This window comes from Serratia ureilytica (assembly GCF_013375155.1).
GTDB lineage: Bacteria > Pseudomonadota > Gammaproteobacteria > Enterobacterales > Enterobacteriaceae > Serratia > Serratia ureilytica.
Genome location: NZ_JABXOF010000010.1, coordinates 169,924 through 183,081 on the forward strand (window position 1 = coordinate 169,924; position 13,158 = coordinate 183,081).

The following is a 13,158-nucleotide window of genomic DNA, read 5'->3' on the forward strand; positions in this document are numbered from 1 at the left end:
ACCTCTGTGGATTATTCGGGCCAAACGGGGCCGAGGATTTTCCAGCGCCGCCGCTGGCGAGTCAATCGATGAATTGTATGCGTATTTGGCAACGCCGCGCGGCAATGGACAATCACTGTATAAAAACCCATACTATAATTTATCTATATTAGCGCCAAAACCGACATCACGCTGAACGTCGCACACGCCGCCCGGCGAAAAACGAAGGGGTTATGACAGCACTGCAACAGGGGTTCCTGCTCACTCGCCACTGGCGCGACACGCCCGCCGGCACCGAGGTCGAATTTTGGCTGGCGACCGACGCGGGCCCGCGCCAGCTGCGTCTGCCGCCGCAAACCTCGGTGGCGTTTATCCCCGCCGAACAAAGGCAGCGCGCGGAACTGCTGCTGCGAGAAGAGCGGCAAATCGAACTGAAACCGCTGGCGCTAACGGATTTTCATCACCGGCCGATGCTGGGGCTGTACTGCCGCCAGCACCGTCAGCTCATCAAGCTGGAAAAACTGCTGCGGGAAGGCGGCGTTGCGGTCTACGAGGCCGACATTCGCCCGCCCGAGCGCTACCTGATGGAACGCTTCATTACCGCGCCGGTATGGTTCAACGGCCTGGGCGACGGCAATGGGCCGTTGCTCAGCGGCCAAATGAAGCCGGCGCCGGAGTACCGCCCAACGCTAAAACTGGTGTCGCTGGATATCGAAACCACCGCCCACGGCGAGCTTTACTCCATCGCGCTGGAAGGCTGCGGCCAGCGGCAGGTCTACATGCTGGGGCCGGCCAACGGCGGCGATGAGCCGCTGGATTTCGATCTGGAATATTGCGCCAGCCGCCCTCAACTGCTGGAACGACTGAACGCGTGGCTGGAGCGTCACGATCCCGACGCCATCATCGGCTGGAACCTGGTGCAGTTCGATCTGCGGGTGCTGCAAAAGCACGCCGAGCGCTACCAAATCCCGCTGCGGCTGGGGCGCGGCGGCAACCTGCTGGAATGGCGCGAGCATGGTTTCAAGCAGAATCACTTTTTCGCCGCCGCCGCCGGCCGCCTGATCATCGACGGCATCGAGGCGCTGAAATCCGCCACCTGGAATTTTCCCTCCTTCAGCCTGGAATACGTTTCGCAGGAACTGCTGGGCGAAGGCAAGGCGATCGACAACCCTTATCAGCGCATGGCGGAGATCGACCGGCGCTTCGCCGAAGACAAGCCGGCGCTGGCCCGCTACAACCTGAAAGACTGCGAGCTGGTGACGCGGATTTTCGCCAAGGCCGACCTGCTCAACTTCCTGCTGGAGCGCGCCACCGTCACCGGGCTGGCGGCCGATCGCAGCGGCGGATCGGTGGCGGCCTTCAGCCACCTCTATATGCCGCGCATGCATCGCCTGGGCTTTGTCGCCCCCAACCTCGGCGAACAGCCGGAGGAACACAGCCCCGGCGGCTTTGTGATGGATTCCCGGCCCGGCCTGTACGACTCGGTGCTGGTGCTGGACTATAAAAGTCTGTACCCGTCGATCATCCGCACCTTCTTGATCGATCCGGTCGGGTTGGTGGAAGGCATGCGCCACCCAAACGACGCCAACTCGGTGCCCGGCTTTCGCAACGCCCGCTTCTCGCGCAGCAAACACTGCCTGCCGGCGATCGTCGAGCAGATCTGGCAAGGGCGCGAGGCCGCCAAACGCCAGCACAACAAGCCCCTGTCACAGGCGCTGAAGATCATCATGAACGCGCTGTATGGCGTGCTGGGATCGAGCGGCTGCCGCTTCTTCGATCCGCGGCTGGCGTCGTCGATCACCCTGCGCGGCCACGAGATCATGCGCCAAACCCGCGAGCTGATCGAAGCCGAAGGCTATCAGGTGATTTACGGCGACACCGACTCCACCTTCGTCTGGCTGAAACAGCCGCATGACGAGCAACAGGCGGCGCAGATCGGCCGGGCGCTGGTGCAACGGGTCAACGCCTGGTGGCAACAGCATCTGCAGCAGCAGTTCGGGCTGGAGAACGCGTTGGAGCTGGAGTTCGAAACCCACTATTCCCGCTTCCTGATGCCGACCATTCGCGGCGCCGAGCAGGGCAGCAAGAAACGCTACGCTGGTCTGATCGCGCGCGCCGACGGCCAGGAAGAGATGGTGTACAAAGGCCTGGAAACGGTGCGCACCGACTGGACGCCGCTGGCGCAGCAGTTCCAGCAGCAGCTCTATCAGCGCATCTTCAAACAACAGCCCTACCAGGACTATGTGCGTGACTACGTCGGCAAGACCCTGAACGGCGACTTCGACGATCAATTGGTGTACCGCAAACGGCTGCGCAGAAAGCTCGACGACTATCAGCGCAACGTGCCGCCGCACGCCCGCGCCGCGCGCATCGCCGACGACTACAACCGCAGCCAGGGGCGGCCGCTGCAGTATCAGAACGGCGGCTGGATCAGCTACGTGATGACCGTCGCCGGGCCGGAACCGCTGGAAACCCGCCATTCGCCCATCGATTATCAGCACTACCTCGAACGTCAGCTGCAACCGGTGGCAGACGCTATACTCCCTTTCTTGCACGACGACTTCACCACGCTGGTCACCGGGCAGATGGGGCTGTTTTGAGATTGCGCCAGGTTAAGAAAAATCATCCGGTTTTGCAGGTGACGAACGCGCCGCCTTCCATTACCATAGCGCCCTTCCCAAAACTGAACCACGCTTAGCCCTGCCGTCTCGCGACGTCTGCATGGCGTGAACGGCTATTGCCCGTCAAATTTAAAACAAACCGGGATTAACCGATGTTCAGTACAGGTGCCGCGGCCCTTCCCGCCCGGTAACAAGACTTACTTACAAAGAATCGAGCCGACAATATATGCCTTTTACTCTTGGTCAACGCTGGATCAGCGACACGGAAAGCGAATTAGGACTGGGCACCGTCGTGGCGCTGGATGCGCGCATGATTACCCTGCTTTTCCCCGCCACCGGTGAAAACCGCCTCTATGCCAGAAACGATTCGCCGATCACCCGCGTGATGTTCAACCCGGGCGATACCGTCAGCAGCCACGAGGGATGGCAGCTGCAGGTGGAAGAGGTGAAAGAGGAAAACGGTCTGTTGACCTATATCGGCACCCGCCTGGACACCCAGGAAAGCGGCGTGGCGATGCGCGAAGTGCTGCTGGACAGCAAACTGACCTTCAGCAAGCCGCAGGATCGCCTGTTCGCCGGCCAAATCGACCGCATGGACCGTTTCGCGCTGCGTTTTCGCGCCCGCAAATACCAGAGCGAGCAGTATCGCCTGCCGTTCGCCGGCCTGCGCGGCATGCGCGCCAGCCTGATCCCGCACCAGCTGCACATCGCTCATGAAGTCGGCCAGCGCCATGCGCCGCGCGTTCTGTTAGCGGACGAAGTCGGCCTCGGCAAAACCATCGAAGCCGGCATGATCATCCACCAGCAACTGCTGGCGGGCCGCGCCGAGCGCGTGCTGATCGTGGTGCCGGAAACGCTGCAGCACCAGTGGCTGGTGGAGATGATGCGCCGCTTCAACCTCTACTTCTCGCTGTTCGACGACAGCCGCTACGCCGAAGCCAAGCTCGACAGCAGCAACCCGTTCGAGACCGAACAGCTGGTGATCTGCTCGCTGGACTTCGTGCGCCGCAACAAGCAGCGCCTGGAAGAGCTGGCGGACGCCCAGTGGGATCTGCTGGTGGTCGATGAAGCGCACCACCTGGCCTGGAGTGAAGAAGCGCCGAGCCGCGAATATCAGGTGATCGAACAGCTGGCCGAGCATATCCCCGGCGTGCTGCTGCTGACCGCCACCCCGGAACAGCTGGGCCAACAGAGCCACTTTGCGCGCCTGCGCCTGCTCGATCCGAACCGTTTCCACGACTACGGCGAGTTCGTCGCCGAACAGCAGAAATACCGTCCAGTGGCCGACGCCGTCACCCTGCTGCTGAGCGGTGAACGCCTGGCCGACGACAAGCTGAACCTGCTGGGCGAGCTGATCGACGAGCAGGACATCGAACCGCTGCTCAAAGCGGCCAACAGCGAAGGCGACAACGCCGAGCAGGCGCGCCAGGAGCTGGTGGCCATGCTGATGGATCGCCACGGCACCAGCCGCGTGCTGTTCCGCAACACCCGCAACGGCGTGAAGGGCTTCCCGCACCGCAACCTGCACCAGATCAAGCTGCCGTTGCCAACCCAGTATCAGACCGCGATCAAAGTGTCCGGCATCATGGGCGCCAAGAAATCCGTCGAAGCGCGCGCGCGCGACATGCTGTATCCGGAGCAGATCTACCAGGAATTCGAAGGCGAAAACGCCACCTGGTGGAACTTCGACCCGCGCGTCGAATGGTTGCTGGATTACCTGCTGGCCAACCGCAACGAAAAAGTGCTGGTGATCTGCGCCAAAGCCGATACCGCGCTGCAGCTGGAGCAGGTGCTGCGCGAGCGTGAAGCGATCCGCGCCGCGGTGTTCCACGAAGGGCTGTCGATCATCGAGCGCGACCGCGCCGCCGCCTACTTCGCCTCCGAAGAGGAAGGCGCGCAGGTGCTGCTGTGTTCCGAGATCGGCTCCGAAGGCCGCAACTTCCAGTTCGCCAGCCAACTGGTGATGTTCGATCTGCCGTTCAACCCGGATCTGCTGGAACAGCGCATCGGCCGTCTGGACCGTATCGGCCAGATGCACGATATCCAAATCATGGTGCCTTACCTGGAGCACACCGCACAGGCGGTGCTGGGCCGCTGGTTCCACGAAGGGCTCGACGCCTTCGAACACACCTGCCCGACCGGCCGCACCATCTACGACAGCTGCTACGAGCAGTTGATCGGCTATCTGGCCGCACCGACCGAGCAGGAGGGCCTGGACGAATTCATCCACGCCTGCCGCCAACAGCATGACCAGTTGAAAGCGCAGCTGGAACAAGGCCGCGACCGCCTGCTGGAGATGCACTCCAACGGCGGCGACAAAGCCCAGGCGCTGGCCGCCGCCATCGCCGAGCAAGATAACGACGTTAACCTGGTGGGCTTCGCGCTCAACCTGTTCGACATCGTCGGCATCAATCAGGAAGATCGCAGCGACAACCTGATCGTGCTCACGCCGTCCGACCATATGCTGGTGCCGGACTTCCCGGGCCTGCCGCAGGACGGCTGCACCGTCACCTTCGATCGCGATCAGGCGCTGTCGCGCGAAGACGCGCAGTTCGTCAGCTGGGAACACCCGATCATCCGCAACGGTCTGGATCTTATCCTGTCCGGCGATACCGGCAGTTGTGCGGTGTCCCTGTTGAAAAACAAAGCGTTGCCGGTCGGCACCTTGCTGGTTGAGCTGGTGTACGTGGTGGAAGCCCAGGCGCCGAAGCACCTGCAGCTGACCCGCTTCCTGCCGCCGACGCCGATCCGCATGCTGATGGACCGCAAGGGCACCAACCTGGCGGCGCAGGTCGAGTTCGAAAGCTTCAACCGCCAGTTGAACGCGGTCAACCGCCACACCTCCAGCAAGCTGGTCAACGCCGTGCAGCAAGACGTGCACGCCATGCTGCAGCAGGCGGAAAGCCTGGTGGAAGCGCAGGCACGCACGCTTATCGAACAGGCGAAGCAAGAGGCGGACGACAAGCTGAGCGCCGAGCTGGCGCGTCTGGAAGCGCTGAAGGCGGTCAACCCGAACATCCGCGACGACGAAGTCGAGACGCTGGAGTTCAACCGCCGTCAGGTGCTGGCCAACCTCAATGAAGCCGGCTGGCGTCTCGACGCCATTCGTCTGGTGGTGGTCACCCACCAGTAACCGGCGCGACGCGGGGAGGTGGTTGCCTCCCCGTTCGGCCCTTTTCGCGGAGCCAAGATGGAACCCTACAATCCCCCGCAGGACCCGCTGCACATCCTGTATCAGGATGAACACATCATGGTGGTCAACAAGCCCAGCGGCTTGCTGTCGGTGCCCGGCCGCGCGCCGGAAAACAAAGACAGCCTGATGACCCGCATTCAGGCCGATCATCCGGCCGCCGAATCGGTGCACCGGCTGGATATGGCCACCAGCGGGGTGATCGTGGTGGCGCTCAACAAGGCCGCCGAGCGTGAGCTGAAGCGTCAGTTCCGCGAACGCGAGCCGAAGAAATCCTATATCGCCCGCGTTTGGGGGCATATGGCGCATGACGAAGGGTTGGTGGATTTGCCGCTGATCTGCGACTGGCCGAACCGGCCGCTGCAAAAGGTGTGTTTTGACACCGGCAAAGCGGCGCAGACGGAATATCTGGTGCTGTCGCGCGACGCCGACGGCAGCACCCGCGTGAAGCTGACGCCGATCACCGGCCGCTCGCATCAGCTGCGGGTGCACATGCTGGCGCTGGGACACCCGATCCTCGGCGACGGTTTCTACGCCCCGCCGGAAGCCAAAGCGATGGCGCCGCGGCTGCAGCTGCATGCGCAAGAGCTGCGCATCACCCACCCCGCCTTCCAGACGCCGATGCACTTTCGCGCCGAGCCGGATTTCTGAGCTCATCACCCTGAGATACCCTAAATAATTCGAGTTGCAGGAAGGCGGCAACTAAGCGCAGCCCCGGGAGCGTACAAAAAGTACGTGACCGGGGTAAGCGCGGGCAGCCAACACACCTGCAGCTCGAAGTATGACGGGTATCGTTATTTAAAACCTTTCTCGCGTTTGATCAGGTCGTACGCCGCCTGGATCTCCTGCGCTTTCTGCTTGGCCATTTCCATCATCTCCGGCGGCAAGCCTTTCGCCACCAGCTTATCCGGATGATGTTCGCTCATCAGCTTGCGGTAGGCGCGTTTGATGGTGGCGGCATCGTCGCTGCTGCGCACGCCGAGCACCTTGCACGCATCGTCGAGCGTCGGGCCGCGCTGAGCCTGCTGATAGCCGCCCTGCGAATACCCGCCCTGCTGACCACCGCCGAACTGACGCCCGCCCTCCATCATGCTGAGGAACTGATCGAACTGCGCGCGCGAAATGCCCAGCTCTTCGGCGATGACATACAGCACCTGACGTTCGTTCGGGTGCAGCGAGCCGTCGGCGAACGCCGCCTGAATCTGAATTTCCAGAAACATCCGAATCAGATCGAAGCGGCCGAAACAGATGCTGCGGAACTGCTGCAGCGTCTCACGCAGCGGGAACTGGCTCTGTTTGCCCTCGCGGAACGCCTGCTGCGCCGCAGTGCGGGCTTCGCCATGCAGCTGCAGGCGATCCATGAACAGGCTGGCGATCTGGATATCCGCCTCGGTGACGCGTCCTTTGGATTTGGTCAGGTGGCCCATAACCTGAAAAGTGGTGCGGAAAAACAGCGTTTGCCGCGTTTGCTGGTCGGTGAAAAACCCCCGGCTGCGCTTGTTGCTGCGCGCCGTATCGATCATATGACCGATAATCAGCCCCAGAACTACACCCCAGAATCCCGCGCCAGACCAGATGGCGACGATGACGCCGAGCAGTTTTCCCCAATACTGCATATACTCCTCAATTATCATGCCGAAAGCCGCCCGCTCTCCTCCGTTTCAGGAAAGGGCGCAGGCGATTTTTCCTAGAATTTGGATTATCATACCTGTCATTTATCTTTGCGCCTAACGACGACGCAAGTAAACGGCTGGATTTAGCACTAGCGCAACGCAGATGAGTAATATAGTCTCTGACCGTTTGCCGGACACGACGCCTCTGATGACGGAACACCAAAACCGCGTATGAAAAAAAGTTTCCCAACACTGCTGGCCACGATGATTTGGACGGCACTCTACAGTCAGCATGCGCTGGCTGATCTGGCCGAGCAATGCATGCTTGGCGTTCCTGTTTACGACAAGCCTTTGGTCAGCGGCGATCCGAACAGCCAGCCGGTGACCATCAATGCCGATGACTCGCGCGCCGACTACCCGAAAAGCGCTCTGTTCAGCGGCAACGTGCATATCGAGCAGGGCAACAGCACCCTGACCGCCAAAGAAGTTGAGCTGAATCAGACGCAAAACCCCGGCCAGACGGAACCGGTGCGTACCGTCACCGCCACCGGCGACGTGCACTACAGCGACAATCAGATCAAACTGAAAGGCCCGAAGGCCTGGTCGAACCTGAATACCAAAGATACCGACGTCTATGAAGGCGACTACCAGATGGTAGGCCGTCAGGGACGCGGCGACGCCGACAAGATGAAAATGCGCGGCGCCAACCGTTACACCATCCTGGAAAACGGCACCTTTACCTCCTGTCTGCCGGGAGACGACAGCTGGAGCGTGGTCGGTTCCGAAGTGATCCACGATCGCGAAGAGCAGGTGGCGGAAATATGGAACGCCCGCTTCCGCATCGGCGGCGTGCCGGTGTTCTACAGCCCGTACTTGCAGCTGCCGGTCGGCGACAAGCGCCGTTCCGGCTTCCTGATCCCGAACGCCAAGTACGGCAGCAACAACGGCTTCGAGTTCATGTTGCCGTATTACTGGAACATCGCGCCGAACTACGACGCCACCATCACCCCGCACTATATGTCCAAGCGCGGCCTGCAGTGGCAGACCGAGTTCCGTTATCTGGTGCAGCCGGGCCTCGGCCTGATGGAGTTCGACTGGTTGCCGGACGACAAGGAATACGGCAAAGATCATGACGACAACAAACGCTGGCTGTTCTACTGGAACCACAACGGCGTTATGGATCAGGTGTGGCGCTTCAACGTCGATTATACCAAGGTCAGCGATTCCAAGTACTTCACCGATCTGGACTCCAAATACGGCTCCACCACCGACGGCTACGCCACGCAGAAATTCAGCCTCGGCTACGCCAACGAGAACTGGAACGCCACGCTGAGCTCCAAGCAGTTCCAGATTTACGACGATACCGATCGCTCACAGTCGGACTCGTATAAAGTCCAGCCGCAGCTGGATCTGAACTACTACAAGAACGACCTCGGTCCGTTCGACTTCCATATTTACGGCCAGGCGGCCAAGTTCACCAGCGTCAACCCATACAGCCCGGACGCCACCCGTCTGCATATGGAACCGACGCTGAGTCTGCCGCTCACCAACGGCTGGGCCAGCCTGAACACCGAAGCCAAGGTGATGGCGACCCATTACCAGCAGGATATTCCTGACGGTTTCGCCGCCAACTACCAGAGCCGCAAAAACGCTGCCGCGCCGGAGCTCGATGATTCGGTCAACCGCGTACTGCCGCAGTTCAAAGTCGACGGCAAGCTGGTGTTCGAGCGGCCGATGATCTGGGCCGAAGGCGCCACCCAGACGCTGGAGCCGCGCGTGCAGTACCTGTACGTGCCGTACCGCGACCAGAGCAACATCTACACCTACGACACCACGCTGCTGCAGACCGACTACTCCGGCCTGTTCCGCGATCGCACCTACAGCGGCCTGGATCGCATCGCTTCGCAGAACCGCGTGTCTACCGGTTTGACCACCCGAATTTATGATGACGCGCTGGTTGAACGTTTTAACGCTTCCGTGGGTCAAATCTACTACTTCAGCCGTTCGCGCACCGGCGATCGGGTAACCGGGTACGACAACAACGACGATACCGGCAGCGTGGCCTGGGCCGGCGATACCTATTGGAAAATCGACGATCGTTGGGGCCTGCGCGGCGGCCTGCAGTACGACACCCGCCTGAACAGCGTCTCGCTGGGCAACGGCGTGGTGGAATACCGCCAGGATGCCGAGCGCGTAGTGCAGCTGAACTACCGTTACGCCACGCCGGAATATATCCAGACGGCGTTGAACACCAAAACGGTTCCGGCCTTCCAGGACGGCATCTCGCAGGTGGGCATCACCGGCAGCTGGCCGATCGCCGATCGTTGGGCGGTGGTCGGGGCGTACTACTACGACACCCGCGCCAAACAATCCGCCGATCAGCTGGTGGGGCTGAAGTACAACACCTGCTGCTGGGCGGTGACGCTGGGCTATGAGCGCAAGATCACCGACTGGAACAACAGCAACAATACCAGCGTTTACGACAACAGAGTTTCGTTCAACGTCGAACTGCGCGGCCTGAGCAGCGATCATAGTCTCGGCTCCGCAGAAATGCTGCGCTCCGGCATTCTGCCGTATCAGCGCGCATTCTGACGCTTTGCAACACTTTGAAAACGAGAACTTTCACCCGCATTTGCGGATTACATAATGGGAAATGTATGAAGAACTGGAGAACGCTTATTCTCGGATTGGTGGTTTGCGCCAATGCCGCGTTCGCAGCACCCCAAGAAGTGGATAAAGTCGCCGCCGTCGTGGATAACGGCGTGGTACTCGAAAGCGACGTCAACGGACTGTTGCAGTCGGTGAAGCTCAACGCCCAGCAGGCTGGTCAGCAACTGCCGGACGACAAGACGCTGCGCCATCAGATCATCGAACGCCTGATCATGGATAACATCCAGCTGCAGATGGCCAAGAAAATGGGCATCACCGTCTCCGACGCCGATCTGGACAAAGCGATCGCCAACATCGCCGCGCAGAACCGCATGAGCGTCGATCAGCTGCGCAGCCGCCTGTCGTACGAAGGGCTGAACTACAACACCTACCGCGCGCAGATCCGCAAAGAGATGCTGATCTCCGAAGTGCGCAACAACGAAGTGCGCCGCCGCGTCACCATCCTGCCGCAGGAAGTGGACGCGCTGGCCAAACAGGTGGGCGCGCAGAACGGCAGCGACACCGAAATGAACATCAGCCACATCCTGATCCCGCTGCCGGAGAACCCGTCGCAGCAGCAGGTCGACAAAGCCGAAGAGCTGGCCAAACGCCTGGTGGGCGAGATCAACAGCGGCGCCGACTTCGGCAAGCTGGCGATCACTTACTCCGCCGACTCTCAGGCGCTGAAAGGCGGCAACATGGGCTGGGGCAAGCTGCAAGAGATCCCGACCCTGTTCGCTGAACGCCTGGTCAGCGCCAAGAAAGGTGACGTCGTCGGCCCAATCCGTTCCGGCGTCGGCTTCCACATCCTGAAAGTCAACGACATCCGCGGCGCCAGCCAGTCGGTGTCGGTCACCGAAGTGCACGCCCGTCACATCCTGCTGAAACCTTCGGTGGTGCTGACCGACGACCAGGCGCGCGCCAAACTGCAATCCGTCGCGGAAGCGATCAAGAGCGGCCGCGCCAAATTCGCCGACGAAGCCAAACAGCTGTCGCAGGATCCGGGTTCCGCCATGCAGGGCGGCGATCTGGGCTGGGCTTCTCCGGACATCTACGATCCCGCCTTCCGCGATGCGTTGCTGAAGCTGAGCAAAGGTGAGATCAGCGCGCCGGTGCACTCTTCCTTCGGTTGGCACCTGATTCAGCTGCTGGATACCCGTCAGGTGGATAAGACCGACGCCGCGCAGAAAGATCGCGCTTACCGCATGCTGTTCAACCGTAAGTTCGCCGAAGAGGCGCAGACCTGGATGCAGGAACAGCGCGCCCAGGCTTACGTGAAGATCCTCGATGGCAGCGATGCACAGCAATAAACGCGTCGTCATTACCCCCGGCGAACCCGCCGGGGTGGGGCCGGATTTGGTAGCCGCCCTGGCGCAACAGGATTGGCCTGTTGAGCTGGTGGTGTGCGCCGATCCGGCCCTGTTGCTTGAACGCGCCAAGCGTTTGGACCTGCCGCTGACGCTGCGCGACTACCAGCCGCAGCAGCCGGCCGAGGCGCAACGCGCCGGCACGCTGACCGTGCTGCCGGTGCCGCTCGCTCAGCCGGTTACCGCCGGTGAACTGAACGTCGGCAACAGCGCCTACGTGGTGGAAACCCTGGCACGCGCCTGCGACGGTTGCCTGAACGGCGAGTTTGCCGCCTTGATCACCGGCCCGGTGAACAAGGGCGTGATCAACGACGCCGGCGTGCCGTTTATCGGCCATACCGAATTCTTTGCCGATCGCAGCCGCTGCGATCGCGTGGTGATGATGCTCGCGACCGAAGAGCTGCGCGTGGCGCTGGCGACCACCCACCTGCCGCTGCTGGCGGTACCGGGCGCCATCACGCAGCAGAGCCTGTTCGAAGTCATTCGCATCCTCGACCACGATCTGAAAACCAAATTTGGCATCGCCCAGCCGCACATTTACGTCTGCGGTCTGAATCCCCACGCCGGGGAAGGCGGCCATATGGGGCGCGAAGAGATAGACACCATCATCCCGGCGCTCGACGCGCTGCGCGCTGACGGTATCCATCTTGTCGGCCCGCTGCCGGCGGACACCCTGTTCCAGCCCAAATATCTGCAAGATGCCGATGCGGTGCTGGCGATGTATCACGATCAGGGGCTGCCGGTGCTAAAATACCAAGGGTTCGGCCGCGCGGTGAATATCACCCTCGGTTTGCCTTTCATACGCACCTCGGTCGACCACGGTACCGCTCTGGAACTGGCCGGCACCGGCACCGCCGATGTCGGCAGTTTCCAAACGGCCCTGAATCTCGCCATTAAAATGATAATTAATTGTAATGAATAACAGAGTCCACCAAGGGCACTTTGCCCGCAAACGCTTTGGACAAAACTTTTTAACCGATCAGTTTGTCATCGATAGCATTGTCTCCGCCATTCACCCGCAGCCGGGCGAAGCGGTGGTCGAGATCGGCCCCGGCCTCGGCGCCCTGACCGAGCCGGTCGGCGCACGCATGGACCGCATGACGGTGATCGAACTGGACCGCGATCTGGCCACTCGGCTGGAGAATCACCCGCAGCTCAAAGACAAGCTGACCATCCGCCAGCAGGACGCCATGACGGTGAATTTCGCCGAACTGGCCGAGGAGGCTGGCCAACCGCTGCGCGTATTTGGTAACCTGCCGTACAATATTTCGACGCCGCTGATGTTCCACCTTTTCAGCTATACTCAGGCAATCCGCGACATGCACTTTATGTTGCAGAAAGAGGTGGTCAACCGTCTGGTGGCCGGCCCTAACAGCAAGGCCTACGGGCGTTTAACCGTGATGGCGCAGTACTACTGCAACGTCATCCCGGTGCTGGAAGTGCCGCCGACCGCGTTCGCGCCGCCGCCGAAGGTCGATTCCGCCGTGGTGCGCCTGGTCCCGCACACCGAGCTGCCGAACCCGGTGGGCGACGTGCGCATGCTGAGCCGCATCACCACGCAGGCGTTCAACCAGCGGCGGAAAACCATCCGCAATAGCCTGGGCGATCTGTTCACGCCGGAGCAGCTGACGGAGCTGGGCGTCGATCCTTCGCTCAGAGCAGAGAATATTTCTGTGGCGCAGTACTGCAAGCTGGCGAACTGGCTGTCAGCCAATCCGGCGCCGCAGCAATAAGGAGTT

8 protein-coding genes are annotated in these 13,158 nt (G+C 61.3%); 7 read left to right on the top strand and 1 reads right to left on the bottom strand.

Annotation, left to right across the window (positions count from 1 at the left end; translation table 11 throughout):
- The first annotated feature begins 212 nt into the window (after positions 1 to 212).
- From HWW83_RS18970 to rluA, 3 genes are all read left to right on the top strand, one after another.
- On the top strand, positions 213 to 2,579 hold the full coding sequence (locus HWW83_RS18970) for a DNA polymerase II (protein ID WP_176589478.1): 2,367 nt from the start codon (positions 213 to 215) through the stop codon (positions 2,577 to 2,579).
- A 247-nt stretch (positions 2,580 to 2,826) separates the two neighbouring features.
- A complete protein-coding gene (gene rapA, locus HWW83_RS18975) occupies positions 2,827 to 5,733 on the top strand; it encodes an RNA polymerase-associated protein RapA (protein WP_047025192.1) in 2,907 nt (968 codons plus the stop codon).
- Positions 5,734 to 5,790: 57 nt separating this feature from the next.
- Positions 5,791 to 6,441, top strand: coding sequence for a bifunctional tRNA pseudouridine(32) synthase/23S rRNA pseudouridine(746) synthase RluA (gene rluA / locus HWW83_RS18980; RefSeq protein WP_033641835.1), 651 nt, complete (start codon positions 5,791 to 5,793; stop codon positions 6,439 to 6,441).
- Between the two features lie 143 nt (positions 6,442 to 6,584).
- On the opposite strand, the gene djlA is transcribed toward rluA, so the two are convergent.
- Complete coding sequence (djlA, locus tag HWW83_RS18985) at positions 6,585 to 7,406, bottom strand: co-chaperone DjlA (protein WP_025301546.1); 822 nt, start codon at positions 7,404 to 7,406, stop codon at positions 6,585 to 6,587.
- A 228-nt stretch (positions 7,407 to 7,634) separates the two neighbouring features.
- Between djlA and lptD the strand changes: the two genes are divergently transcribed.
- The 4 genes from lptD (at position 7,635) to rsmA (ending at position 13,152) form a co-directional block, all read left to right on the top strand.
- A complete protein-coding gene (gene lptD / locus HWW83_RS18990; protein WP_021505352.1) occupies positions 7,635 to 9,995 on the top strand; it encodes an LPS assembly protein LptD in 2,361 nt (786 codons plus the stop codon).
- Positions 9,996 to 10,060: 65 nt separating this feature from the next.
- Positions 10,061 to 11,362, top strand: coding sequence for a peptidylprolyl isomerase SurA (gene surA / locus HWW83_RS18995; protein WP_033641834.1), 1,302 nt, complete (start codon positions 10,061 to 10,063; stop codon positions 11,360 to 11,362).
- The gene (gene pdxA, locus HWW83_RS19000; protein ID WP_033644190.1) at positions 11,349 to 12,341 is read left to right on the top strand and encodes a 4-hydroxythreonine-4-phosphate dehydrogenase PdxA; all 993 of its coding nucleotides are present in this window, start codon (positions 11,349 to 11,351) and stop codon (positions 12,339 to 12,341) included. Before surA ends, pdxA begins: the two co-directional genes overlap by 14 nt.
- On the top strand, positions 12,334 to 13,152 hold the full coding sequence (rsmA, locus tag HWW83_RS19005; protein ID WP_033641833.1) for a 16S rRNA (adenine(1518)-N(6)/adenine(1519)-N(6))-dimethyltransferase RsmA: 819 nt from the start codon (positions 12,334 to 12,336) through the stop codon (positions 13,150 to 13,152). Before pdxA ends, rsmA begins: the two co-directional genes overlap by 8 nt.
- Positions 13,153 to 13,158 lie beyond the last annotated feature (6 nt).

What these genes read in the sequence shown, in the direction of transcription:
- lptD (WP_021505352.1), top strand. Translation starts at nt 7,635, where the DNA reads ATGAAAAAAAGTTTCCCAACACTGCTGGCCACGATGATTTGGACGGCA.
- rluA (WP_033641835.1), top strand. Translation starts at nt 5,791, where the DNA reads ATGGAACCCTACAATCCCCCGCAGGACCCGCTGCACATCCTGTATCAG.
- djlA (WP_025301546.1), bottom strand. Translation starts at nt 7,406, where the DNA reads ATGCAGTATTGGGGAAAACTGCTCGGCGTCATCGTCGCCATCTGGTCT.
- pdxA (WP_033644190.1), top strand. Translation starts at nt 11,349, where the DNA reads ATGCACAGCAATAAACGCGTCGTCATTACCCCCGGCGAACCCGCCGGG.
- rapA (WP_047025192.1), top strand. Translation starts at nt 2,827, where the DNA reads ATGCCTTTTACTCTTGGTCAACGCTGGATCAGCGACACGGAAAGCGAA.
- surA (WP_033641834.1), top strand. Translation starts at nt 10,061, where the DNA reads ATGAAGAACTGGAGAACGCTTATTCTCGGATTGGTGGTTTGCGCCAAT.
- HWW83_RS18970 (WP_176589478.1), top strand. Translation starts at nt 213, where the DNA reads ATGACAGCACTGCAACAGGGGTTCCTGCTCACTCGCCACTGGCGCGAC.
- rsmA (WP_033641833.1), top strand. Translation starts at nt 12,334, where the DNA reads ATGAATAACAGAGTCCACCAAGGGCACTTTGCCCGCAAACGCTTTGGA.